21 protein-coding genes are annotated in these 22,539 nt (G+C 74.3%); 15 read left to right on the forward strand and 6 right to left on the reverse strand.

The features are described from left to right. Positions 1-8: 8 nt before the first annotated feature. Positions 9-1,514, reverse strand: coding sequence for a hypothetical protein (locus ACIPAE_RS21730; protein WP_402447268.1), 1,506 nt, complete (start codon positions 1,512-1,514; stop codon positions 9-11). 76 nt (positions 1,515-1,590) lie between these two features. Here ACIPAE_RS21730 and ACIPAE_RS21735 point away from each other — a divergent pair, with 76 nt between their 5' ends. From ACIPAE_RS21735 to glmM, 4 genes are all read left to right on the forward strand, one after another. Then, complete coding sequence (locus ACIPAE_RS21735; protein ID WP_329365771.1) at positions 1,591-3,213, forward strand: ATP-binding cassette domain-containing protein; 1,623 nt, start codon at positions 1,591-1,593, stop codon at positions 3,211-3,213. A 309-nt stretch (positions 3,214-3,522) separates the two neighbouring features. After that, on the forward strand, positions 3,523-3,966 hold the full coding sequence (gene rplM / locus ACIPAE_RS21740) for a 50S ribosomal protein L13 (protein WP_103886886.1): 444 nt from the start codon (positions 3,523-3,525) through the stop codon (positions 3,964-3,966). A 39-nt stretch (positions 3,967-4,005) separates the two neighbouring features. Continuing rightward, a complete protein-coding gene (gene rpsI / locus ACIPAE_RS21745) occupies positions 4,006-4,521 on the forward strand; it encodes a 30S ribosomal protein S9 (protein ID WP_328468134.1) in 516 nt (171 codons plus the stop codon). Between the two features lie 235 nt (positions 4,522-4,756). Then, positions 4,757-6,115: a phosphoglucosamine mutase gene (gene glmM, locus ACIPAE_RS21750; protein WP_329365767.1), complete on the forward strand. Its 1,359-nt coding sequence runs from the start codon at positions 4,757-4,759 to the stop codon at positions 6,113-6,115. Between the two features lie 45 nt (positions 6,116-6,160). On the opposite strand, the gene ACIPAE_RS21755 is transcribed toward glmM, so the two are convergent. Together ACIPAE_RS21755 and coaA are read right to left on the reverse strand one after the other, a co-directional pair. Beyond that, positions 6,161-7,135, reverse strand: coding sequence for a DUF389 domain-containing protein (locus tag ACIPAE_RS21755; RefSeq protein WP_366411457.1), 975 nt, complete (start codon positions 7,133-7,135; stop codon positions 6,161-6,163). A gap of 100 nt (positions 7,136-7,235) precedes the next feature. Then, entirely contained in the window at positions 7,236-8,237 is a 1,002-nt protein-coding gene (coaA, locus tag ACIPAE_RS21760) for a type I pantothenate kinase (RefSeq protein ID WP_402447272.1), read from the reverse strand. 217 nt (positions 8,238-8,454) lie between these two features. On the opposite strand from coaA, the gene ACIPAE_RS21765 reads away from it, so the two are divergent. Together ACIPAE_RS21765 and ACIPAE_RS21770 are read left to right on the forward strand one after the other, a co-directional pair. Further along, complete coding sequence (locus ACIPAE_RS21765; protein ID WP_328468142.1) at positions 8,455-8,823, forward strand: holo-ACP synthase; 369 nt, start codon at positions 8,455-8,457, stop codon at positions 8,821-8,823. A 116-nt stretch (positions 8,824-8,939) separates the two neighbouring features. Then, positions 8,940-10,379, forward strand: a complete 1,440-nt coding sequence (locus tag ACIPAE_RS21770; protein ID WP_402447274.1) for an NAD(P)H-hydrate dehydratase — start codon at positions 8,940-8,942, stop codon at positions 10,377-10,379. On the opposite strand, the gene ACIPAE_RS21775 is transcribed toward ACIPAE_RS21770, so the two are convergent. After that, positions 10,376-11,353, reverse strand: a complete 978-nt coding sequence (locus tag ACIPAE_RS21775; RefSeq protein ID WP_329365756.1) for an RNA polymerase sigma-70 factor — start codon at positions 11,351-11,353, stop codon at positions 10,376-10,378. The genes ACIPAE_RS21770 and ACIPAE_RS21775 overlap by 4 nt on opposite strands. Before the next feature lie 778 nt (positions 11,354-12,131). Here ACIPAE_RS21775 and alr point away from each other — a divergent pair. From alr to tsaE, 3 genes are all read left to right on the forward strand, one after another. Next, entirely contained in the window at positions 12,132-13,289 is a 1,158-nt protein-coding gene (gene alr, locus ACIPAE_RS21780; RefSeq protein ID WP_329365754.1) for an alanine racemase, read from the forward strand. Between the two features lie 131 nt (positions 13,290-13,420). Continuing rightward, positions 13,421-14,689: an alpha/beta hydrolase gene (locus ACIPAE_RS21785; protein ID WP_329365752.1), complete on the forward strand. Its 1,269-nt coding sequence runs from the start codon at positions 13,421-13,423 to the stop codon at positions 14,687-14,689. Between the two features lie 11 nt (positions 14,690-14,700). After that, positions 14,701-15,309, forward strand: a complete 609-nt coding sequence (gene tsaE, locus ACIPAE_RS21790) for a tRNA (adenosine(37)-N6)-threonylcarbamoyltransferase complex ATPase subunit type 1 TsaE (RefSeq protein ID WP_402447277.1) — start codon at positions 14,701-14,703, stop codon at positions 15,307-15,309. Positions 15,310-15,686: 377 nt separating this feature from the next. Here the strand turns inward: tsaE and ACIPAE_RS21795 are convergent, their stop codons facing one another. Next, on the reverse strand, positions 15,687-16,208 hold the full coding sequence (locus ACIPAE_RS21795) for a hypothetical protein (RefSeq protein WP_402447279.1): 522 nt from the start codon (positions 16,206-16,208) through the stop codon (positions 15,687-15,689). Between the two features lie 147 nt (positions 16,209-16,355). Between ACIPAE_RS21795 and tsaB the strand changes: the two genes are divergently transcribed. The 4 genes from tsaB to ACIPAE_RS21815 are packed head-to-tail and all read left to right on the forward strand — an operon-like array spanning position 16,356 to position 19,030. Further along, positions 16,356-17,021: a tRNA (adenosine(37)-N6)-threonylcarbamoyltransferase complex dimerization subunit type 1 TsaB gene (gene tsaB / locus ACIPAE_RS21800; protein ID WP_329365747.1), complete on the forward strand. Its 666-nt coding sequence runs from the start codon at positions 16,356-16,358 to the stop codon at positions 17,019-17,021. 47 nt (positions 17,022-17,068) lie between these two features. Continuing rightward, positions 17,069-17,608 (forward strand): ribosomal protein S18-alanine N-acetyltransferase, encoded by a 540-nt coding sequence (rimI, locus tag ACIPAE_RS21805; RefSeq protein ID WP_402447370.1) that lies wholly within the window; start codon positions 17,069-17,071, stop codon positions 17,606-17,608. Between the two features lie 25 nt (positions 17,609-17,633). Then, positions 17,634-18,773, forward strand: a complete 1,140-nt coding sequence (gene tsaD / locus ACIPAE_RS21810; RefSeq protein ID WP_366411454.1) for a tRNA (adenosine(37)-N6)-threonylcarbamoyltransferase complex transferase subunit TsaD — start codon at positions 17,634-17,636, stop codon at positions 18,771-18,773. Next, complete coding sequence (locus ACIPAE_RS21815; RefSeq protein WP_329365743.1) at positions 18,770-19,030, forward strand: hypothetical protein; 261 nt, start codon at positions 18,770-18,772, stop codon at positions 19,028-19,030. Before tsaD ends, ACIPAE_RS21815 begins: the two co-directional genes overlap by 4 nt. Here ACIPAE_RS21815 and ACIPAE_RS21820 read toward each other — a convergent pair. Further along, complete coding sequence (locus ACIPAE_RS21820) at positions 19,020-20,213, reverse strand: SAM-dependent methyltransferase (RefSeq protein WP_402447282.1); 1,194 nt, start codon at positions 20,211-20,213, stop codon at positions 19,020-19,022. The two genes, ACIPAE_RS21815 and ACIPAE_RS21820, sit on opposite strands and share 11 nt — an antisense overlap. A 244-nt stretch (positions 20,214-20,457) precedes the next feature. On the opposite strand from ACIPAE_RS21820, the gene groES reads away from it, so the two are divergent. Together groES and groL are read left to right on the forward strand one after the other, a co-directional pair. Further along, a complete protein-coding gene (gene groES, locus ACIPAE_RS21825; protein ID WP_033177833.1) occupies positions 20,458-20,766 on the forward strand; it encodes a co-chaperone GroES in 309 nt (102 codons plus the stop codon). Positions 20,767-20,900: 134 nt separating this feature from the next. After that, positions 20,901-22,523, forward strand: coding sequence for a chaperonin GroEL (gene groL / locus ACIPAE_RS21830; RefSeq protein WP_329365739.1), 1,623 nt, complete (start codon positions 20,901-20,903; stop codon positions 22,521-22,523). Positions 22,524-22,539: the final 16 nt, after the last annotated feature.

Here is a 22,539-nt window from a genome sequence, read left to right on the forward strand (position 1 = left end):
CCGCGTCCTTACTGCTTGTTCGCCTGGGCCTGCGCCGCGTCGCGGCCGCGCTGGACGATCCGCTGGAAGGCGAAGTCCGAGGCGTCGTTGGCGGCCTGGGTGCCCGTGGTGTTGCCCGCGGTGAGGGTCTTGCCGTTCTTGAAGCCGGCGATCGCGAAGTAGGCGTACCGGCCGACCGAGTTCGAGGTCATCTGGCAGGCCACGGCGTGGCAGAAGTCGGAGATGCCGCCGCCGTTGAGCGGGGCGACGTACTGCGCGACGTTGTGCACCTTGGTGGCGCGCGCCTCGTCCGCGAAGACCGCGACGCCGACGGTGACGGCGATCTGGCCGTTGGTGTACGTGGCGCGCAGCAGCTTGGTGCAGCCGTTGGAGGCGAGCACGCCGGACAGCTGGCCGCCGGCCGCCGAGGAGCAGCTGGTGGTGCTGGCGCTGTTGGTCTTGACGTAGGTGCGGCCGCCGAGCACGAACTGCTTGCCCGGGAAGAGCGACGCCGGGGTGATGGGCGCCTTGTCCTTCGCCGCCGTGGAGAGGAAGTCCAGCGGGTTCGCGGGCGGCGGCGGGGCCACCGAGGAGAACGACGGCTCGGGCGGCAGCGGCTTCTGGCTGGCCGTGCCGCTCCCCGACGCGCTCGGGTCGGCGATGGCGTGGCCCGAGCTCTTGCCGGACATGACCACGGCGGTGGCCACACCTCCGGCTATCACCGCCACCGCGACGATCCCGCCGACCAGCATCATGACCCGGCGCCGCCGGGCCGCCCCGCTGGCCTGCTCCTCGGCCAGGGCGCCCCAGTCCGGCGTCCCCGGCTCCGAGGCCGGGCCGGGCCCCCTCGCGGGTGCCGGGCCGGTCGAGGGCGCCCCCGGCCCGTTGCCGCCGCCCGCGCCGGGACCACCCGGAGCGCCCGGCCCACCGGTGCCTTGCGGGCGCGGGAAGCCGTATCCGCCCTGGGAGGCAGGGGGTGCGGCGGGGTTGCCCGCGGTTCCGGGTGGCTGCTGCTGGGGGAAGCCGTATCCGCCCTGGCCGCCGGGAGGTGTGCCGGGGTTGCCCTGGGCGGCGGGTGGCTGCTGCTGCGGGAAGCCGTACCCGCCGGCCGGCTGGCCCGGCCGGCCCTGAGGGCCGCCCTGGGCGGGGCCGGGGTTCTGCGCCGGGCCGGGGTATTGCGCCGGGCCGGGCGGCGCCGGGGCGGCCTGCGTGGGGGTGTGCGGGGGCTGCTGCCCCGCGGCTGCCCCACCACCGGGCCGGCCAGGGCCTCCGGGGCCACCGGGGCCGCCAGGGCCGCCCGGCCGGAAGCTGTAGGGGCCGTCGGGGGTGGCGCCCCCGGGTGCCGTGGCGGCAGGGCCCTGGGGGTCCTGCTCCGCCTCCTCCCGGGGCCGCGCGTGCTGCGGAGGGCCTGCGAAGCCGCGCCGGGGGTCGGATGTGCGGGAGGGGATGACGCGTCCCTCCAGGACCTCGCGGGGGCCGTCGGAGGCTTGGTTACGGGGTTCCTGCGGGGGCTGCTGCCCCGGCCCTTCACTCATGTGGCGCATCATATTGCCGCCGAGGCCCCGGAAAAGGACTTGGGGCAGGTCCGTGGAGGCAGGGAGAATCCGGGCCATGGGTCATGTGGAAGCCGCGCACATCGAGTACTACCTCCCGGACGGCCGGGCGCTGCTCGGCGACGTCTCGTTCCGGGTCGGCGACGGCGCCGCGGTGGCCCTGGTGGGCCCCAACGGCGCGGGCAAGACGACACTGCTGCGGCTGATCTCCGGCGAGCTGAAGCCGCACGGCGGCACCGTCACCGTCAGCGGCGGCCTCGGCGTGATGCGGCAGTTCGTGGGCAGCGTCCGCGACGACCGCACCGTCCGCGACCTGCTGGTGTCCGTCGCGCACCCCCGTATCCAGGCCGCCGCGAAGGCCGTCGACGCCGCCGAGCTGGCGATCATGGCGCAGGACGACGAACCCGCGCAGATGGCGTACGCCACGGCGCTGAGCGAGTGGGCGGAGGCGCGCGGGTACGAAGCGGAGACGCTGTGGGACATGTGCACCATGGCGGCGCTCGGGGTGCCGTACGACCGGGCGCAGTGGCGCGAGGTGAAGACGCTCTCCGGCGGCGAGCAGAAGCGGCTGGTGCTGGAGGCGCTGCTGCGCGGCCCCGACGAGGTGCTGCTGCTGGACGAGCCGGACAACTACCTGGACGTGCCGGGCAAGCGCTGGCTGGAGGAGCAGATCGCGCAGACCCGTAAGACCGTGCTGTTCGTCAGCCACGACCGCGAGCTGCTGTCGCGTACCGCGGAGAAGATCGTCAGCGTGGAGACGGGCCCGGCCGGGTCCACCGCGTGGGTGCACGGCGGCGGGTTCGACACCTTCCACGAGGCCCGCAAGGAGCGGTTCGCCCGGTTCGAGGAGCTGCGCCGCCGCTGGGACGAGGAGCACGCCAAGATCAAGGCGATGGTGCTGCGGCTGCGGCAGCAGGCGGCCATCAGCCCCGACATGGCCTCCCGGTACCACGCGGCGCAGACCCGGCTGCGGCGGTTCGAGGAGGCCGGCGCGCCGCAGGAGCCGCCGCGCGAGCAGGACATCCGGATGCGGCTCCAGGGCGGCCGGACCGGGGTGCGCGCGATCACCTGCGAGCAGCTCGAACTGACCGGCCTGATGCGGCCGTTCGACCTGGAGGTGTTCTACGGCGAGCGGGTCGCGGTGCTGGGCTCCAACGGCTCGGGCAAGTCGCACTTCCTGCGGCTGCTGGCCGGGGACACGTCCGTCGCGCACACCGGGGTGCACAAGCTGGGCGCCCGGGTGGTGCCCGGGCACTTCGCGCAGACCCACGCCCATCCCGAGCTGACCGGCCGCACCCTGGTGGACATCCTGTGGGCCGAGCACGCCCGCGACCGCGGCCGCGCGATGTCCGTGCTGCGGCGGTACGAACTCGAGCGGCAGGGCGACCAGCCCTTCGACAAGCTGTCCGGCGGCCAGCAGGCCCGCTTCCAGATCCTCCTGATGGAGCTCCAGGGCACCACCGCGCTGCTGCTGGACGAGCCGACGGACAACCTGGACCTGGAGAGCGCGGAGGCCCTCCAGGACGGCCTGGAGGCGTACGACGGCACGGTCCTCGCGGTCACCCACGACCGCTGGTTCGCCCGCGCCTTCGACCGCTACCTCGTCTTCGGCTCCGACGGCCTGGTCCGCGAGACGGCGGAGCCGGTCTGGGACGAGCGCCGCGTGGACCGGCCGCGCTGACCCCCCGGGGGTGGTGCGTTCTGTCGGTCGAGGGACCACCTGTCGGTGGGTGGCTGGTCGCGCGGTTCCCCGCGCCTCCGGCCCCCGCAGGGGATCGTTTTGACCCGGCAGGGACCACACGGGTATTCTGCGATGTCGTTATGCGTATTGGCTTGCTCTATCTCACGTGAGAGGCCCTTACGCCGGTCCACCGGGCCGATGACCAGCGGTAGGCCCATGGGTTGCGTCCCCTTGTGTCTCCAAGGCTGTCGTGATCGCCGGGTGGCCTTGTCAGGACCAACTCACCGAAGATAGCGAAGGCTAACGACCGTGCGTACGTACAGCCCCAAGCCCGGCGACGTTCAGCGCCAGTGGCATGTCATCGACGCGCAGGACGTCGTCCTGGGTCGCCTGGCCACCCAGGCCGCGACTCTCCTGCGGGGCAAGCACAAGCCCATCTACGCGCCCCACGTCGACACCGGTGACTTCGTCATCATCATCAACGCCGACAAGGTGCACCTGTCCGGGAACAAGAAGACCCAGAAGATGGCCTACCGCCACTCCGGGTACCCCGGCGGCCTGCGCTCCGTGCGCTACGACGAGCTGCTGGCCAAGAGCCCGGAGAAGGCCGTCGAGAAGGCCGTCAAGGGCATGCTCCCCAAGAACACCCTGGGCCGCCAGATGCTCACCAAGCTGAAGGTCTACTCGGGCGACCAGCACCCGCACGCTGCCCAGCAGCCGGTGCCGTTCGAGATCACCCAGGTCGCGCAGTAGTCCCGGCCACCTGCTACCAGAAAGAATCTGAGGAGAATCGTGGCTGAGACCACCGCCGAGACCGTCGTCGAGGGCGAAGAGTCCTACGACGAGATCACGACCTTCGAGTCCGAGGCCGTCGAGGGGGAGTACACCTCCGAGTCGCTCGCCTCCCGCTTCGGCGACCCGCAGCCGGCTGCCGGCACCGGCCGCCGCAAGCGCTCGATCGCCCGCGTCCGGATCATCCCCGGCAGCGGCAAGTGGAAGATCAACGGCCGCACCCTTGAGGGCTACTTCCCCAACAAGGTGCACCAGCAGGAAGTCAACGAGCCGTTCAAGGTGCTCGAGCTCGACGGTCGCTACGACGTCGTCGCCCGCATCTCCGGCGGCGGCATCTCCGGCCAGGCCGGTGCGCTGCGCCTGGGTGTCGCCCGTGCGCTCAACGAGGCGGACGTCGACAACAACCGCGGCCCGCTCAAGAAGGCCGGCTTCCTGACCCGTGACGACCGCGCGGTCGAGCGGAAGAAGGCCGGTCTGAAGAAGGCCCGCAAGGCGCCGCAGTTCAGCAAGCGCTAGTCGTCCCGACGGGGGAGTCGGGCGTTCCGCTTCACCCCCGTTCGGCGCGCAACGCAACGCCCCGGAGGCACATCGGTGCCTCCGGGGCGTTCGCATGATGAGCTAGGGGCGTATATGTGTGCTTGTACGACCCAGCGGCACCGCGACACCCAGCGGCACCGCGACACCCAGCAGTACCGCGGCACACCGCAAGCACCGCAAAGCAGAGCCGCCGCATCGCATCGGAGGAAACACTGTGGGACGACTCTTCGGCACCGACGGGGTGCGGGGCATCGCCAACGCCGACCTGACCGCGGAGCTGGCGCTCGGGCTGTCGGTCGCGGCGGCGCATGTACTGGCCGAGGCGGGCAGTTTCGCCGGACACCGGCCGGTGGCCGTGGTCGGGCGCGATCCGCGTGCCTCGGGTGAGTTTCTGGAGGCCGCCGTGGTGGCGGGCCTGGCCAGCGCGGGCGTGGACGTCCTGCGCGTCGGTGTGCTGCCCACTCCCGCGGTGGCGTATCTCACCGGCGCGCTGGGCGCCGACCTCGGCGTGATGCTCTCCGCCAGCCACAACGCGATGCCGGACAACGGCGTCAAATTCCTGGCCCGCGGCGGCCACAAGCTCGACGACGAGCTGGAGGACCGGATCGAGTCGATCTACGAGGAGCACCGCACCGGCGCCCCGTGGGTCCGCCCGACCGGCGCCGGCGTCGGCCGGGTCCGCGACTACGACGAGGGCTTCGACCGCTACGTCGCCCACCTGGTCGCGGTGCTGCCGAACCGGCTCGACGGCCTGAAGATCGTGCTCGACGAGGCGCACGGCGCGGCCTCCCGGGTGTCGCCCGAGGCGTTCTCCCGGGCCGGCGCCGAGGTGATCACCATCGGCGCCCAGCCCGACGGCCTCAACATCAACGACGGCTGCGGCTCCACCCACCTCGACCTGCTCAAGGCCGCCGTGGTCGAGCACGGCGCGGACCTGGGCATCGCCCACGACGGCGACGCCGACCGCTGCCTGGCCGTCGACGCGGCCGGCGAGGAGGTCGACGGCGACCAGATCCTCGCGGTGCTGGCGCTGGCGCTGCGCGAGCAGGGCACGCTGCGGGAGAACACCGTGGTCGCCACGGTGATGTCCAACCTCGGCTTCAAGCTGGCCATGGAGCGCGAGGGCATCACCTTCGTGCAGACCGCGGTCGGCGACCGCTACGTGCTGGAGGCGATGAAGGAGCACGGCTACGCGCTCGGCGGCGAGCAGTCCGGCCACGTCATCGTGCTGGACCACGCCACCACCGGCGACGGCACCCTGACCGGGCTGCTGCTGGCCGCCCGGGTCGCCGCCACCGGCCGTTCGCTCGCCGACCTGGCCACCGTCATGCAGCGGCTGCCCCAGGTGCTCGTCAACGTCCCCGACGTCGACAGGAGCCGGATGTCCCGCGCGCCCGAACTGGCCGTCGCCGTCACCGAGGCCGAGGCCGAACTCGGCACCACCGGACGGGTCCTGCTGCGCCCCTCGGGCACCGAGCCGCTGGTGCGGGTGATGGTCGAGGCCGCGGACATCGACCACGCGCGCACGGTGGCCGGCCGGCTGGCGGACCTGGTCAAGGCGACGCTCGGGTAGTGCCCGGGCCCGGCGGACGGGTACGCGTACGGGCCCGGCGGAAGGTCAGCGCGGGGCCCGGCCCGGGCCGCGCCGGGTGAACAGGCCCTTGGGATACCGCTGCACGTTGCTCGCCCAGTACCACTTCTGGGCGAGCAGCGTCAGCGTGCCGGCCATCGCGATGCCCGCCAGGTTCAGCGCGAGCTGCACGGTGGAGCCCCAGACCTCGTGCCAGTCGGTGTACGAGATGGCCAGCGCGGCGTTCGCGGCGGCCGGCACGGTGGTCACCGAGATCGCCACGCCGACCAGCGCGCCGGACTTCGCCGACGTCAGCGACAGTATTCCGGCGATTCCGGCGAGGAAGGCCACCATGAAGGAGTCCGCGGTCGGCTGCCAGATGAACTGGGTGGCCGGGTGCGGGGCGGAGAACTTCGCCTGGGTGAACAGGCCGACGGCGTTCAGGATCTCCGCGAAGGCGCCGGTGAGCAGCACCGCCAGCGGGAAGCCGATCAGCAGCGCCACCAGCGAACGCCGGGCCAGCGCCGCGTCGCGCCGGACCAGCGACGTGCAGAACCCGGCCAGCGGGCCGAACTCCGGGCCGACCACCATCGCGCCGACGATCAGGATCGAGCTGTCCAGCATCACGCCGTAGGCGGCGAGCATGGTCGCCACCGTGAGGAACGCCAGATAGGTGACGGTCAGCGAGGACTCCTCGTGGGTCTCCTCGACCAGGGACTCCCACAGCACGGCGTCGGCGCCCTCGCCCGGTGCCTCCTCCTCCGCCCGGTCGGCGCTCTTCGAGAGCGTCAACTCGACCGGCTCCACCGAGATCGAGCCGGTCTCGCTGATGCCGAGCTCGCGCAGCGCGGCCAGCAGCGGGTCGGCCGCCTCGCGGGCCACCTCGCACGTCAGCAGGTCGCCGGGCGGGTCGAGCGCGGCGCCGCGCAGCCGGGTCAGGTGGGTGGCGCCGACGGTGTTCCGTACCAGGTCGCAGACCTGCTCGGTGCGGTCGGACGGCACGATCAGCCGCAGATGAAGCACGGGTTGCTCTCCGTCGGGTAGCGCGGGGTGGGAGGGCCGGGAGGCGGGTCCGCCGCAGTGGGGCGGGGGTGGTTCTGGGCGGCTGCCGGGCGCCGGCCGGTCAGAGCTTGCGCAGCCTCAGCCGCTGGACCTTGTGCCCCTCGCCCTTGCGCAGCACCAGCGTGGCGCGGCTGCGGGTGGGCAGCACGTTCTCCTCCAGGTTCGGCTGGTTGATGGTCCGCCACATCAGCCGGGCGTAGTCCAGCGCCTCCTCCTCGGGCACCTGGGTGTACTTGCGGAAGTACGAGTCCGGGTTCTGGAAGGCGGTCGCGCGCAGCTTGCGGAAGCGGTCGAGGTACCACTGCTCGATGTCCCCGGTGCGCGCGTCGACGTACACGCTGAAGTCGAAGTGGTCGGCGAGGCCGATCCGGGTGCGGCCGTCCTTGCCGGGCAGCGTGGGCTGGAGGACGTTGAGCCCCTCGACGATCAGGATGTCCGGGCGGCGCACGGTCAACCGCTCGCCGGGCACGATGTCGTAGCTCAGGTGCGAGTAGACCGGCGCGGTGACCTCGGGGCGGCCGGACTTCACGTCCACGACGAAGCGGGTGAGCGCGCGGCGGTCGTAGGACTCGGGGAAGCCCTTGCGGGCCATCAGCCCGCGCCGCTCCAACTCGGCGTTGGGCAGCAGGAATCCGTCGGTGGTGACCAGCTCCACGCGGCGCGGGGGCCGCACGGCGCCCCCGGACGGGGCCTGGGGGAGGGCGAGCAGGGCGCGCAGCACCCGGGCGGTGGTGGACTTGCCGACCGCGACGCTGCCGGCCACCCCTATCACGAACGGCGTGCCGGGCTGCACGCCGGCCGGTCCGGCCGCCGCGCCGAGGAAGGTGTTGAGCGCGCCGCGCAGCCCGCTGTGCGCGGCGATGTACAGGTTCAGCAGCCGGGACAGCGGCAGGTAGACGTCGACCACCTCCTCCACGTCGACGACGTCGCCGAGCCCGCGCAGCCGCTCCACCTCCTCGGCGGTGAGCGTCAGCGGCGTATGGTCGCGCAGCGCGCTCCACTGGGCGCGGGTCAGGTCGACGTAGGGACTCGTGGCGGCGGCGAGCGGCGGCGTGGTCGGCACCGGGCCATTGTCCAGTGGCCGCGGGCCGGCGGTGCCGCGGGGGCGGGTGCGGACGGCGTTCAGGTCGCCCGCCGCGCCCTAAGCTGACCTCCATGGACGGCAGCACGCGGCAGGGCGGTCCGGTCGGGACGGCGCCCCGGACCGCATCCCGGACCGCATCCCGGACGGCACCCGGTACGGTCCCCGGCACGGTCCCCGGCACGGCAGCGGGCGCGGCGTGATCGTCGGCGTCGGCATCGACGTTGCCGAGATCCAGCGCTTCGAGGCGGCTCTGGCCCGCACCCCGGGCATGGCCGGACGCCTCTTCACCCCGGCCGAGTTGCTGCTGCCCTCCGGCGCCCCGCGCGGGTCCGCCTCGCTGGCGGCCCGCTTCGCCGCCAAGGAGGCCCTCGCCAAGGCGCTGGGTGCGCCCGCGGGCCTGCAGTGGCTCGACGCGGAGATCACCACGTCCCCGGCCGGCCAGCCGCACCTCGCCGTCCAGGGCACCGTCGCCGCCCGCGCCGCCGCTCTCGGCGTCCGCAACTGGCACGTCTCGCTCTCCCACGACGCGGGCATCGCCTCGGCCGTGGTCATTGCCGAGAGCTGAGACCGCGACGGCTCACCTCGGCCGGGCCCCGGAGCGGGCACCACGGGTCGGCTTGGCGTGGCAGGGAGTTCGGGTGCTCCGTAAGCTCGGGAGGGGCGCCGAGCGGAAGGTTGCTGATGAGGTACGGGCACAGTGTGGAGACCGTGCGGCGGGGCGAGGCGGCGCTGATGGCGCGGGTGCCGGAGGGCGCGCTGATGCAGCGCGCGGCGGCCGGGCTGGCCACCGCGGGCGCGGACCTGCTGGGACGGGTCTACGGAGCGCGGGTGGCGGTGCTGGTGGGCAGCGGCGCGAACGGCGGGGACGCGCTCTTCGCGGCGGCGCGGCTGGTCCGCCGGGGCGCGGCGGCGACCGCGGTGCTGCTGAACCCGGAGCGGGCGTACGCCGAGGGGCTGGCGGCGTTCCGGGCGGCCGGGGGACGGGTGGTGACGGCGGACGAGGGTGCGCGGGCCGTCGCGCGGGCGGACCTGGTGCTGGACGGCGTGACCGGCATCGGCGGCAAGGGCGGGCTGCGGCCCGAGGCGGCCGACCTCGCGCGGGCCGCCCAGGACGCGCGGGCCGCGGTGCTCGCCGTGGATCTGCCCAGCGGGGTGGACGCCGACACCGGCGAGGTGCACGGCCCGGCGGTGCGCGCGGACGCGACCGTCACGTTCGGCACGTACAAGCCCGGGCTGCTGATCGACCCGGCGGCGGGGTTCGCCGGGGCGCTGCGGCTGGTGGACATCGGCCTGGACGGCGACCTCGGGGCGCCCGAGTTGGCGGCGCTCCAGCACGCCGACGTGGCCGCGCTGCTGCCGCGGCCGAGCGGGGAGAGCGACAAGTACCGGCGGGGCGTGGTCGGGGTGGCCGCCGGGTCGGAGCGGTACCCGGGCGCGGCGGTGCTCGCGGTGTCCGGGGCGCTGCGCGGCGGCGCGGGCGCGGTGCGGTACGCCGGGCCCGGCGGGGCGGCGGTGCTGGCCCGGCACCCGGAGACCCTGGTGTCGGCCGGATCACCGCGCTCCGCGGGGCGGGTGCAGGCGTGGGTGGTCGGGCCCGGGCTCGGCGACACCGCGGACGCGCACACCGCAGTGGACGACGCGCTGGCCGCGGACGTGCCGATCCTGGTCGACGCGGACGGGCTGCGGCTGCTGACCCCCGAGGCGGTCCGGCGGCGTACGGCGGCCACCGTGCTGACCCCGCACGCCGGGGAGGCGGCGGCGCTGCTCGGCTGGGCGCGCGAGGAGGTGGAGGGGCGGCGGCTGCACGCGGTGCGCGAGTTGGCCGCGCGGTTCGGGGCGACCGTGCTCCTCAAGGGCTCCACGACCCTGGTGGCCGACCCGGACCCGGCCCGCCCGGTGCGGGTCAACGCGACGGGCAGCGCGTGGCTGGCCACGGCCGGCAGCGGCGACGTGCTGTCCGGGCTGACCGGTTCGCTGCTCGCGGCCGGCCTCGCGGCCCAGGACGCCGCCTCGGTCGGCGCCTACCTGCACGGCCTGGCGGCCAGGCTGACCGAGGTCCCGCTGACCGCGCTCGACCTCGCCGACGCGCTGCCCCGCGCCTGGCGGAACGTGTCGGGTTAGGGCTTGCCGCCGTCAGACCCGGGGGACCAGGTCGCGGTCGGGTCGCCTGGTCCGCGCAGCCCGCTCAGCTTGTCGGGGTTGACCTGGAAGCGCAGCTCGCTGATCAGGCCGTCGGTGACTTCGAAGGTCAGCGCGCCGACAGGGTGGCCGCCGAGGGTGAACAGCACGCCGGGCTGCCCGTTGATGCCGGCCGCCCGCACGACGACGTCGGCCAGCTCCGGCTTGGCGAGCACCCCCAGCATCCAGCGGGCGACGCGGTCGGGCCTGCGCAGTGGCCTGGTCGCCGCGGTGACCTTTCCGCCGCCGTCGGACCAGGAGGTCACGTCGGGCGCGAGCAGTTCCATCAGCGCGTTGACGTCGCCGCCCGCGCTGGCGGCGAGGAACCGCTCGGTCAGTTCCCGCCGCGCCGCCTGGTCGACGTCCTCGGTGTCGTAGCGGGGGCGGCCGGCCTGGACGTGGTTCCTGGCGCGGTGCGCGGTCTGCCGTACGGCCGGCTCCGTACGGTCCAGGAACCCCGCGATCTCGCCGTAGCCGTAGCCGAAGACGTCGTGCAGCACGAACACCGCCCGCTCCAGCGGGCTCAGCGACTCCAGGACCACCAGCATCGCCATCGACACCGAGTCCGCGCGTTCGGCGTGTTCGGCCGCGTCCGGGCTCGCCAGGCCGGTCAGCAGCGGCTCCGGCAGCCACGGTCCGACATACGTCTCCCGGGTGGCACGCGCCGACGTCAGGCGGTTCAGGCACAGATTCGTGACGGTGCGCACCAGATACGCCGTCGGGCGCTCCACCCTCGTACGATCCACCGCCGCCCACTTCAGCCAGGCGTCCTGCAGCACATCCTCCGCGTCCGCCACGCTCCCGAGCATCCGGTACGCCGTCGAGAAGAGCAGCGCCCGGTCCCGGGTAAACGGCTCCACCGCCGCCCCCCCGACCACCTCGCCCTCCCCCGACTCCCCCTCAAAAAACCCGCGCATACGCCCACGCTATCCCGACCCCCGAGCAACCGGCCCCCGGCGGGTGCCCGGGGCAGGCCCGGGTGAGCCGCACTTATCCGGGGGCGCGGGGAACTGCGCGCGCAACCGGTCACCGGCGGGTGGCCGGGGCAGGCCCGGGTGAGCCGCACCTACTCAGGGGCGCGGGGAACTGCGCGCGCAACCGGTCGCCGGCGGGTGCTCGGCGGCGAAGCCGGAACCGTCGCGGCGGGGAGCCGGGGGACCCGCGGGTACACGCGGCGAGCAGCCACTCCCCAGGGGCGCGGGGAACTGCGCGCGCAACCGGTCACCGGCGGGTGCCCGGCGGCGAAGCCGGAACCGTCGCGGCGGGGAGCCGGGGGACCCGCGGGTACACGCGGCGAGCAGCCACTCCCCAGGGGCGCGGGGAACTGCGCGCGCAACCGGTCACCGGCGGGTGCCCGGCGGCGAAGCCGGAACCGTCGCGGCGGGGTGCCGTCGCCCGTTTCTGCGGCGGGAGCCGAATTGCGGGGTGCCGTCACCCGTTTCTGCGGCGGGAGCCGAACTGCGGGGTGCCGTGGCCCGTTCCTGCGGCGGGAGCCGAGCTGCGGGGTGCCGTCGCCCGTACCCGCGGCGGGAGCCGAGCTGCGGGGAGCCGTCACCCGTACCCGCGGCGGGAGCCGAACCGCGGGGCCCGGGCCTGCGACACTTGCACGTGCGCAACGCGCAAAACCGCACCCGGACCGCCGCCCGACAAGAAGATTCCGCACCGCACCCACAAGTCACCGCAAGGACCACCGCCATGGACACCGACTCCGCCGTCGCCCCCGCGCTTCGCGCCACCGCACGGATCGACCTCGCCGCGCTCCGCTCGAACGTGGCCGCGCTGCGCGCGCACGCGCCCGGCGCGGCGTTCATGGCCGTGGTGAAGGCGGACGCGTACGGCCACGGCATGGTGGCGTGCGCGCGGGCCGCGCAGCAGGCCGGCGCGGAGTGGCTCGGCGCGGCCACCCCGCAGGAGGCCCTCGCGTTGCGGGCGGCCGGCCTCGGCGGCAGGGTGCTGTGCTGGCTGTGGACCCCCGGAGGGCCCTGGCAGGAGTGCGTGGAGGCGGACATCGACGTGACGGTCAGCGCCCGTTGGGCGCTGGACGAGGTGGTCGCGGCGGCCCGCGCGGCGCACCGCACCGCACGGGTCCAGCTCAAGATCGACGCGGGCCTGGGCCGTAACGGCGCGCAGCCCGCCGACTGGCCGGACCTGACCCGCGCGGCACGCGCCGCCGAACGGGCCGGCGCGATCCGCGTCACCGGCGTGTGGTCCCACTTCTCGTGCGCCGACGAGCCCGACCACCCCTCGATCGCGCGCGAGCTCGGCGTGTTCCGTACCGCCCTCGCGCAGGCCGCGGAGGCCGGGCTCGACCCGGAGGTGCGGCACCTGGCGAACTCGCCCGGCACGCTCACCCTCCCCGAGGCCCACTTCGACCTGGTGCGGCCGGGCGTGGCGATGTACGGCATCTCGCCGGTGCCGCAGATCGGCGGCCCCGCGGACTTCGGGCTGCGCCCCGTGATGACGCTCGCGGCCCGGCTCGCCTCGGTCAAGCGCGTCCCCGGCAACCACGGCGTGAGCTACGGCCATATGTACGTCACCCCGGGTGAGACCACGCTTGCCCTGGTCCCGCTGGGGTATGCAGACGGTGTACCGCGGCATGCGTCGGGCAGCGGCCCGGTGCTGGTGGCCGGCAAGTGGCGGACGGTGGCGGGACGGGTGGCGATGGACCAGTTCGTGGTGGACCTCGGCGGCGACACCGCGGCGCCGGGCGACGAGGCGGTGCTCTTCGGTCCGGGCGACGCGGGCGAGCCCACCGCCGAGGACTGGGCGCGCGCCTGCGGCAGCATCGCGTACGAGATCGTCACCCGGATCGGCCCGCGGGTGCCGCGCGTGTACGTGGGCGAGGTGGCATGAGCGGCCAGGCCCAGGGGGCGCGGTCGGCGGGCTTCCGCGCGCCGGCGTGCATCGATCGGGTCCAGTGCGCCCCCACCTCCGGCCGGCCCGGCCGGAGTGCCGCCTCCACACCGACGGGGAGTGGCTGACCGATGGCGGAGGGAGCGGGGATGAAGTGGGAGCGGGCCGGGCTGGTCGGCGCCGCGATCGGCGTGGTGGCGGCCGGCGCGGCCGCGGGCGTGGCGATCGAACGGGCCACCGTCGGCCGCGGGATGCGCCGCCGCGCGCAGCTCGCGCTCGATGCCGCGGGCCCGTACGGCAGCCTGCGCGGCACCCCTGGCGTCGCGGTGGCCGAGGACGGCACCGAGCTGTACTACGAGGTGGACGAGCCGCCGCCCGCACCGGAGCCGGAGAGCCCGCCGCCACCCGCCAGGTCCGCCCGTCCCGCCAATCGCGGCTGGCTGCGCGCCCGCCGCGCCGAGTCCGACGCCGAGTCCGGGGCCGGGCCGGAGGCCGAAGGGGCGCCGCAACCGCCGGTCACCGTGGTCTTCTCGCACGGGTACTGCCTCAACCAGGACTCCTGGCACTTCCAGCGGGCGCTGCTGCGCGGCGCGGTGCGGGCGGTGTACTGGGACCAGCGCAGCCACGGCCGCAGCGAGCGCGGCCGGGACCAGCTCGCGGGCGAGCCGGCCACCATCGACGAGCTGGGCCGCGACCTGAAGGCGGTGCTCGACGCGGCGGTGCCGCAGGGCCCGGTGGTGCTGGTCGGGCACTCCATGGGCGGGATGACGGTGATGGCCTTCGCGGACCAGTTCCCGGAGTACGTCCGCGAGCGCGTCGCCGGAGTCGCGCTGATCTCCACCTCGGCGGGCAAGCTCGCCGCGGTGCCGCTGGGTCTTCCCGCGGTCGGCGCGCGGGCCTTTCGGGCGCTCGCGCCCGGCATGCTGCGGGTGATGGGCCGCCAGGCGGAGCTGGTGGAGCGCGGCCGGCGGGCCACCGCCGAGCTGTTCGCCGGCGTCATCAAGCGCTACAGCTTCGGTTCCAGCGACGTCGATCCGGGCGTGGCCCGCTTCGCCGAGCGGCTGATCGAGGGCACCCCGATCGACGTGGTGGCCGAGTTCTACCCGGCGTTCACCGAGCACGAGAAGAGCGAGAAGCTCGCCGCGCTCGCCGGCCCGCCCGCGCTGGTGCTGGCCGGCGACAAGGACCTGCTGACGCCGAGCGCGCACAGCGCGGACATCGCCGAGAAGCTGCCCGGCGCCGAGCTGGTGGTGGTGCCGGGCGCCGGTCACCTCGCGCTGCTGGAGCAGCCCGAGGTGGTGGGGGCCGCGCTGGCGGGGCTGATCGCGAAGGCCGCGGACGGCGTGCGCGCCCCCGTACCGCAGCGGCTGCGCGACCTGACGGCCACCATCGACGCGTAGCATTCGCCTTCATGGGCAAACCGCACGACCCTTATCCCGCGGCCGCGGGCACCGCAGAAGACGCGCACGCGGTCCGGATCACCGTACGCACCGCGGATCACATGCGTGAGCTGGGCAGACGGCTCGCCGCGCTGCTGGTTCCCGGCGATCTGGTGCTGCTCACCGGTGAGTTGGGCGCCGGCAAGACCACGCTCACCCGCGGGCTGGGCGAGGCGCTCGGCGTGCGCGGCGCGGTCACCTCGCCGACGTTCGTCATCGCCCGGGTGCACCCCTCGCTCACCGGCGGACCGGCGCTGGTGCACGTCGACGCGTACCGCCTCGGCGGCGGCCTCGACGAGATGGAGGACCTGGACCTCGACGTCTCCCTGCCGGAGTCCGTGGTGGTGGTGGAGTGGGGCGAGGGCAAGGTCGAGGACCTGTCGGACGCGCGGCTCCAGGTGGTGATCGGCCGCACGATCGGCGAGGAACGGGACCACGCGGCGGGCGGGGAGCCGCCCCACCCGGGCCCGGACGACGCCCTCGGGTCGGAGCCGGAGGGCGCCGACGACACGCGCGAGGTGACCGTGATCGGAATCGGGCCGCGCTGGGTCGGGCAGGACCTCACACCGCTGGTCTTCTGAGCGGCCGAGCGAGCGGCCGGCCGAGCGGTCCGCCGAGCAGTCGGACCCGCGGTCGGCCATGCGGTCCGCCGAGCCGGAGGTTACGCCGACAGGCTGTCGGGAAGATGTTGCGCGAGGGTGGGTGGCCGTGGTGTGCTGGTAGCGGACACCTGCTTAGGGTTGCCTAACTTCTCTTCCCGGGGAGGCGCGCATGACGGCCCACGACGACGCTGCTGCACAGGCCCCGGCGCCTGCTGTGCCCAGGGTGCCCACGGTGCGGGATGTCCTCGCGTCCTGCGCCGCCGCGCGCACCGTCTCCACCGCTCCCTGCGACCCCGCCGCGCGGTCCGAGGACGAACCGGCCGACGGCCCGGCCCCGTCCGCCTGAGATCGCGGGGCTACGGCACCACGGCCACGAGGGAGCCCATGGGCGCGTGCCGCCAGAGCGCGGCGGCGTCGGAGGGCGCCTCGCGCATCACGGCGCCGGGAGCGCCCGCGCCCGCCCCCGCGGCCGCACTGGAGCCGAACCCGACGTTCGCTCCGTTGGTGGACGCGAACAGCACCACCTCGCCGCCCTCGCGGGCGAAGACGCGGTGCGTGCCGCGCGCGGGGGCGACGGTGCCGCCGCGCACCCCGTAGGTCCGCAGCACACCCTCGTGCGCGTCGACGAGCCACACCCGGTGCCGCCCGAGGCTGTAGACGACCCGGGCGCCGTGCCCGGAGCCGGCGGGGAGCGCGGTGGGCGCGGGGTCGGGGGAGGCGGCGGCGGAGCCGGGCGCGGAGGTGGCGGTCCTGCCGGGTGCGGCGCCCGGGTGGTGCCGCGGCGGCGCGCCCACCGCGGCGGCCGTGAGCATCCCCACCGTCGCGAGCGCCGCCGCAAGGAACCCGGCCGCCGCGACCCCCGAACTGATCCGCACCACGGCCGCCGTCCTCCCGCCGGATCGACGTGCCGCCGAACCGACTGTCATATACGTGTAATGAGGCTTTTGTCGGAATTGAAAGTAGCAGTCGCACCGCTCGCCCCCCTGGCGCCCCGCCGCGCCCCGCGTGCGCCGTAGGCTGGGGTCGTGCTGCTGCTTGCCTTCGACACCGCCACACCCGCTGTCACCGCCGCCCTGTACGACGGGGAGAGGGTGCTCGCCGAGTCCACCGTGATCGACGCGCGCAGGCACGGCGAACTTCTCGTACCCGCCGTCGACCGGGTGCTGGGCACCGCCGGCCGCGCCCTCGCCGATGTCACGGGCGTGGTCGTCGGCACCGGCCCGGGCCCGTACACCGGGCTGCGGGTCGGCCTGGTCACCGCCGCGTCCTTCGGCGACGCCCTCGGCGTTCCGGTGCACGGCGTCTGCACGCTGGACGGGCTGGCCTGGGCGGCCGGCGAGGCGGGCCTGGACGGCCCGTTCGCGGTGGCCACCGACGCGCGCCGCAAGGAGGTGTACTGGGCGCGGTACGACGGCCCGCTGCACCGGGTGGGCGAGCCCGCCGTGGACCGCCCGGCCGACATCGCCGCCGAAGTCGCGGGGCTGCCCGCGGTCGGCGCCGGCGCCGCGCTCTACCCCGACGTCTTCACCGACCACCGCCCCGACCCCGCGCACCAGTCGGCCGGTGCGCTCGCCGCGCTCGCCGCCCACCGGCTGGCCGCGGGCGAGACGTTCCCGCCGGCCCGGCCGATGTACCTGCGCCGGCCCGACGCCCAGGTGCCGGCCGGCTACAAGGCGGTACTGCCGAAGTGACCGAGCGAACCGGCGGCGCCCCCGCGGGCGGCGCCACCCTGCGCGCCATGCGCTGGTGGGACCTGGACGCCGTACTCGCCCTCGAACACGAACTCTTCCCCGAGGACGCGTGGTCGCGCGGCATGTTCTGGTCCGAACTCGCCGACGCCCGGCACCCGTCCGCCAGCCGCACCTACGTCGTCGCCGAGGAAGCCGTCGAGGAAGCCGTCAAGCAGGCCGGGGCGCAGGCCGCCCCGGACCCGCCCGGCGCCGCCCCGGCCGGCGCCCCGCGGATCGTCGGCTACGCCGGTTTCGCGGCGATCGCCGGCACCGGCGACGTGCAGACCATCGCCACCGCCCGCGACCAGTGGGGCAGCGGCCTCGGCGGCCGGCTGCTCACCGAGCTGCTGCGGGCCGCGACCGCCGCCGAGTGCCACGAGGTGCTGCTGGAGGTGCGAGTGGACAACGCCCGCGCCCAGCGGCTCTACCAGCGCTTCGGCTTCGAGCCCATCGGCGTGCGCCGGGGCTACTACCAGCCCGGCAACGTGGACGCGCTCGTGATGCGGCTGGCCGATCCCGCGCAGACCTTCGCCGCCGACCTTCGTTGAGGAATTCTGAGGATCTGAGGAACTGATGGCTGACGAACCCCTGGTCCTGGGTATCGAGACCTCCTGCGACGAGACCGGCGTCGGCATCGTCCGCGGCCACACCCTGCTCGCCGACGCCGTCGCCTCCAGCGTCGACGAGCACGCCCGCTACGGCGGGGTGGTGCCCGAAGTCGCCAGCCGCGCGCACCTGGAGGCGATGGTCCCCACCATCCAGCGCGCCCTGAAGGACGCCGGGGTCAGCGCCCGCGACCTCGACGGCATCGCGGTCACCGCCGGGCCCGGGCTGGCGGGCGCGCTGCTGGTCGGCGTCTCGGCCGCCAAGGCGTACGCCTACGCGCTCGGCAAGCCGCTGTACGGGGTCAACCACCTCGCCTCGCACATCTGCGTCGACCAGCTCGAACACGGCGCGCTGCCCGAGCCGACGATGGCGCTGCTGGTCTCCGGCGGCCACTCCTCGCTGCTGCTCGCCCCCGACATCACCAGCGACGTCCGCCCGCTCGGCGCGACCATCGACGACGCGGCCGGCGAGGCGTTCGACAAGGTCGCCCGGGTGCTCGGCCTCGGCTTCCCCGGCGGGCCGGTGATCGACCGCTACGCCCGCGACGGCGACCCGCGGGCGATCGCCTTCCCGCGCGGCCTGACCGGCGGCCGCGACCCGATCTACGACTTCTCCTTCTCGGGCCTGAAGACCGCCGTCGCCCGCTGGGTCGAGGCGCGCCGCCGGGACGGCGAGGACGTACCGGTCGCCGACGTGGCGGCGTCCTTCCAGGAGGCCGTGGTCGACGTGCTGACCCGCAAGGCCGTCCGCGCCTGCAAGGACAACGGCGTCGACCACCTGATGATCGGCGGGGGAGTGGCCGCCAACTCCCGGCTGCGCGCGCTCGCCCTTCAGCGGTGCGAGGACGCCGGCATCCTGCTGCGGGTGCCGCGCCCCGGGCTGTGCACGGACAACGGCGCCATGGTCGCCGCGCTCGGCGCCGAGATGGTCGCCCGCGGCCGCTCGGCCTCCACCCTGGACCTGCCGGCCGACTCCTCGCTGCCGGTCACCGAGGTCTCGGTGCCCGGCCACACCCACGACGAGCAGCACCCCCACGACCACGGCCACGCACATCCCCACGACCACGACCATGTGCACGAGTTGAGCAAGGACAACCTGTACGGATGACCGTCACGCTGATGTGGGAGGCGGCCGCGGCCGACGACCGCGGCGCCGAACTCCTGGACTGGGCACGGCGGCAGGAGCTGTCCGGCGCGCCCGAGCGGGTGGAGTACCTGACCGCGCCCGGCGACCGGGTGCTCGTCATCACCTGGTGGGACGCGCCCTACGGCGCCGAGCTGCCCGAACTCCCGGACCCGCCGGCGGAGTTGGTCCGCCGTCAGGTGCACCGCTGGCGGTTCGTGTCGGTCGCGGTCAGACCCTGATCCGGCCGTCCCACGCCACCGGCTCGCCGACCAGCATCGCCGGCGCCCCCGCCATCCGGGTCAGGAACACCGTCGCCTCGTGCGGCCCCCGCGGCCGTACCCGGCGCCTCAACTCCTCGGGTTCCATGGCGAATCCGCGCTTCTTCACGGTCAGCCGCCCCACCTCGCGCTCCCGCAGCAGCGCCTTGAGCCGCTTGAGCCCGAACGGCAGCGCGTCCCGGATCTCGTACGCCGCCGCGTACGGCGTCGGGTGCGGCGCGTCGCCGGTCACGTACGCGATGGTCGGGTCGATCAGCCCGCCGCCCACCTCGTCCGCCACCAGGGCGACCAGGTGCGCGCGGATCACCGCGCCGTCCGGCTCGTACAGGTACCGCCCCACCGGCCGCACCGGCGGGTCCGGCGGCAGGCCGCGCGCGGCGAGGTCCGCCCCACCCGGCAGCAGCGTGGCGCGTACGGTGCCGGGCGCGGTGCCGAACCACAGCGCCGCCTCCTTCACCTCGCCCCGGTCCGAGACCCACTCCGCCTCCGCGTCCTGGGGCACCGCCTCGTGCGGGATACCCGGCGCCACCTTCACCGCGGCGTGCGGGACGGTGCGTGCCGCCGCCAGCGCCCAGGACAGCGGCGGGGAGTACGCCTCCGGGTCGAACGTGCGGCCCCGGCCCGAGCGGCGCGCCGGGTCCACGAACACCGCGTCGTACCCGGCGGTGTCCACCTCCGCGACGTCCGCGCAGCGCACCTCGATCCGGTCGGCCAGGCCCAGCGCGTCGGCGTTCGCCCGGGCCACCGCGCAGGTGAGCGGGTCGCGGTCCACCGCCAGCACCTCGATGCCGGCGCGGGCCAGCGCGACCGCGTCGCCGCCGATGCCGCCGCACAGGTCGGCCAGCCGACGTACGCCCAGCGCGCGGAAGCGCTCCGCCCGGTGCGCGGCGACCGACGCGCGGGTCGCCTGCTCGACGCCGTCGGGCGTGAAGTACATCCGCGCGGCGTCCTCGGCCGCGAACTTCGCCGCGGCGCGCTGTCGCAGCCGGCTCTGCCCGAGGGCGGCGGAGACCAGCGAGATGTCGTGGGTGCGCCGCAGCCGGGTGGCGGCCGTCAGTTCGTCGGCGGGGTCCAGTTCACGCAGCTCGGCGAGCAGGGCCTGCCCCTCGGGGGTGAGCAGCGCGTCGAAGTCCTCGGGATTCACCCGCCCATTGTCCGCGCCCGGGCGAAGCCCCTTGGACGGGGCCGCGGGTACACCCGTATGTGCGGCGCCGCTGGCACTCCGCTTGACCGAGTGCTAAGCGCGTCCTAGTCTCGGTTCTGGCACTCGGCACCGCTGAGTGCCAGAACTCAGCGACGGGCAGGTCCGGCACCCGCGACGACGGGCCTACCAGGTCGCCGACCCAGACAGACACTCCCGTGAGCCCTTTGAAGGGGGAGGTCGGATCGTGACGACCGCCAGCACCAAGGTTGCCATCAAGCCGCTTGAGGACCGCATCGTGGTCCAGCCGCTCGACGCCGAGCAGACCACGGCCTCGGGCCTGGTCATTCCGGACACCGCCAAGGAGAAGCCCCAGGAGGGCGTCGTCCTGGCCGTGGGCCCGGGCCGCTTCGAGGACGGCAACCGGCTGCCGCTCGACGTCGCCGTCGGCGACGTCGTGCTCTACAGCAAGTACGGCGGCACCGAGGTGAAGTACAACGGCGAGGAGTACCTCGTCCTCTCGGCCCGCGACGTTCTCGCGATCATCGAGAAGTAATTTTCCGGCTTCACCACCAGCCGTGATCCCGCCCCGGATTCTCCGCGCCCTCTTCCGGCCGGGGCCGGGGCGGTTTCGTTGACCGTCCTCACTGACTGACGACGACATACGAGTAGACGAGGTAGTTCGCAGGCATGGCCAAGATCCTTAAGTTCGACGAGGACGCCCGTCGCGCCCTTGAGCGCGGTGTCAACAAGCTCGCCGACACCGTGAAGGTGACCATCGGCCCCAAGGGCCGCAACGTCGTGATCGACAAGAAGTTCGGCGCCCCGACCATCACCAACGACGGCGTGACCATCGCCCGCGAGGTGGAGATCGAGGACCCGTACGAGAACCTGGGCGCCCAGCTCGTCAAGGAGGTGGCGACCAAGACCAACGACATCGCGGGTGACGGCACCACCACCGCGACCGTGCTGGCGCAGGCGCTGGTCCGCGAGGGCCTGCGCAACGTCGCCGCCGGCGCCTCCCCCGCCGCGCTGAAGAAGGGCATCGACGCGGCCGTCAAGGCGGTCTCCGACGAGCTGCTCTCCTCCGCCCGCGCGATCGAGGGCAAGGAGGACATCGCCGCCGTCGCCGCCCTGTCCGCGCAGGACAAGCAGGTCGGCGACCTGATCGCCGAGGCGATGGACAAGGTCGGCAAGGACGGTGTCATCACCGTCGAGGAGTCCAACACCTTCGGGCTCGAGCTGGACTTCACCGAGGGCATGGCCTTCGACAAGGGCTACCTGTCGCCGTACTTCGTCACCGACCAGGAGCGGATGGAGGCCGTCCTCGACGACCCGTATATCCTCATCCACCAGGGCAAGATCGGTTCGATCCAGGACCTGCTGCCGCTGCTGGAGAAGGTCATCCAGGCCAACTCCTCCAAGCCGCTGCTGATCATCGCCGAGGACGTCGAGGGCGAGGCGCTCTCCACCCTCGTGGTCAACAAGATCCGCGGCACCTTCAACGCGGTCGCGGTCAAGGCCCCCGGCTTCGGTGACCGCCGCAAGGCCATGCTGGGCGACATCGCCACGCTGACCGGCGCCACCGTCATCGCCGAGGAGGTCGGCCTCAAGCTCGACCAGGCCGGTCTCGACCTGCTGGGCTCCGCCCGCCGGGTCACCGTCACCAAGGACGAGACCACCATCGTCGACGGTGCCGGCGACAAGGCCGAGATCGAGGGCCGGGTCGGCCAGATCAAGGCCGAGATCACCACCACCGACTCCGACTGGGACCGCGAGAAGCTCCAGGAGCGCCTCGCGAAGCTGGCCGGCGGCGTCTGCGTGATCAAGGTCGGCGCGGCCACCGAGGTCGAGCTGAAGGAGAAGAAGCACCGCCTGGAGGACGCGATCTCCGCGACCCGCGCGGCCGTCGAGGAGGGCATCGTCTCCGGCGGTGGCTCCGCGCTCGTGCACGCGGTCAAGGTGCTCGGCGACAACCTGGGCAAGTCCGGCGACGAGGCCACCGGTGTCGCCGTCGTGCGCCGCGCCGCGGTCGAGCCGCTGCGCTGGATCGCCGAGAACGCCGGCCTGGAGGGCTACGTCATCACCTCCAAGGTCGCCGAGCTCGACAAGGGCCACGGCTTCAACGCCGCCACCGGCGAGTACGGCGACCTGGTCAAGGCCGGCGTCATCGACCCGGTGAAGGTCACCCGCTCCGCCCTGGAGAACGCGGCGTCCATCGCCTCCCTGCTGCTCACGACCGAGACCCTGGTCGTCGAGAAGAAGGAAGAGGAGCCGGAGGCCGCTGCCGGCGGTCACGGCCACAGCCACTGACGCACACCCGCGTCCG

Source organism: Streptomyces sp. NPDC087270 (genome assembly GCF_044744625.1).
GTDB lineage: Bacteria > Actinomycetota > Actinomycetes > Streptomycetales > Streptomycetaceae > Actinacidiphila.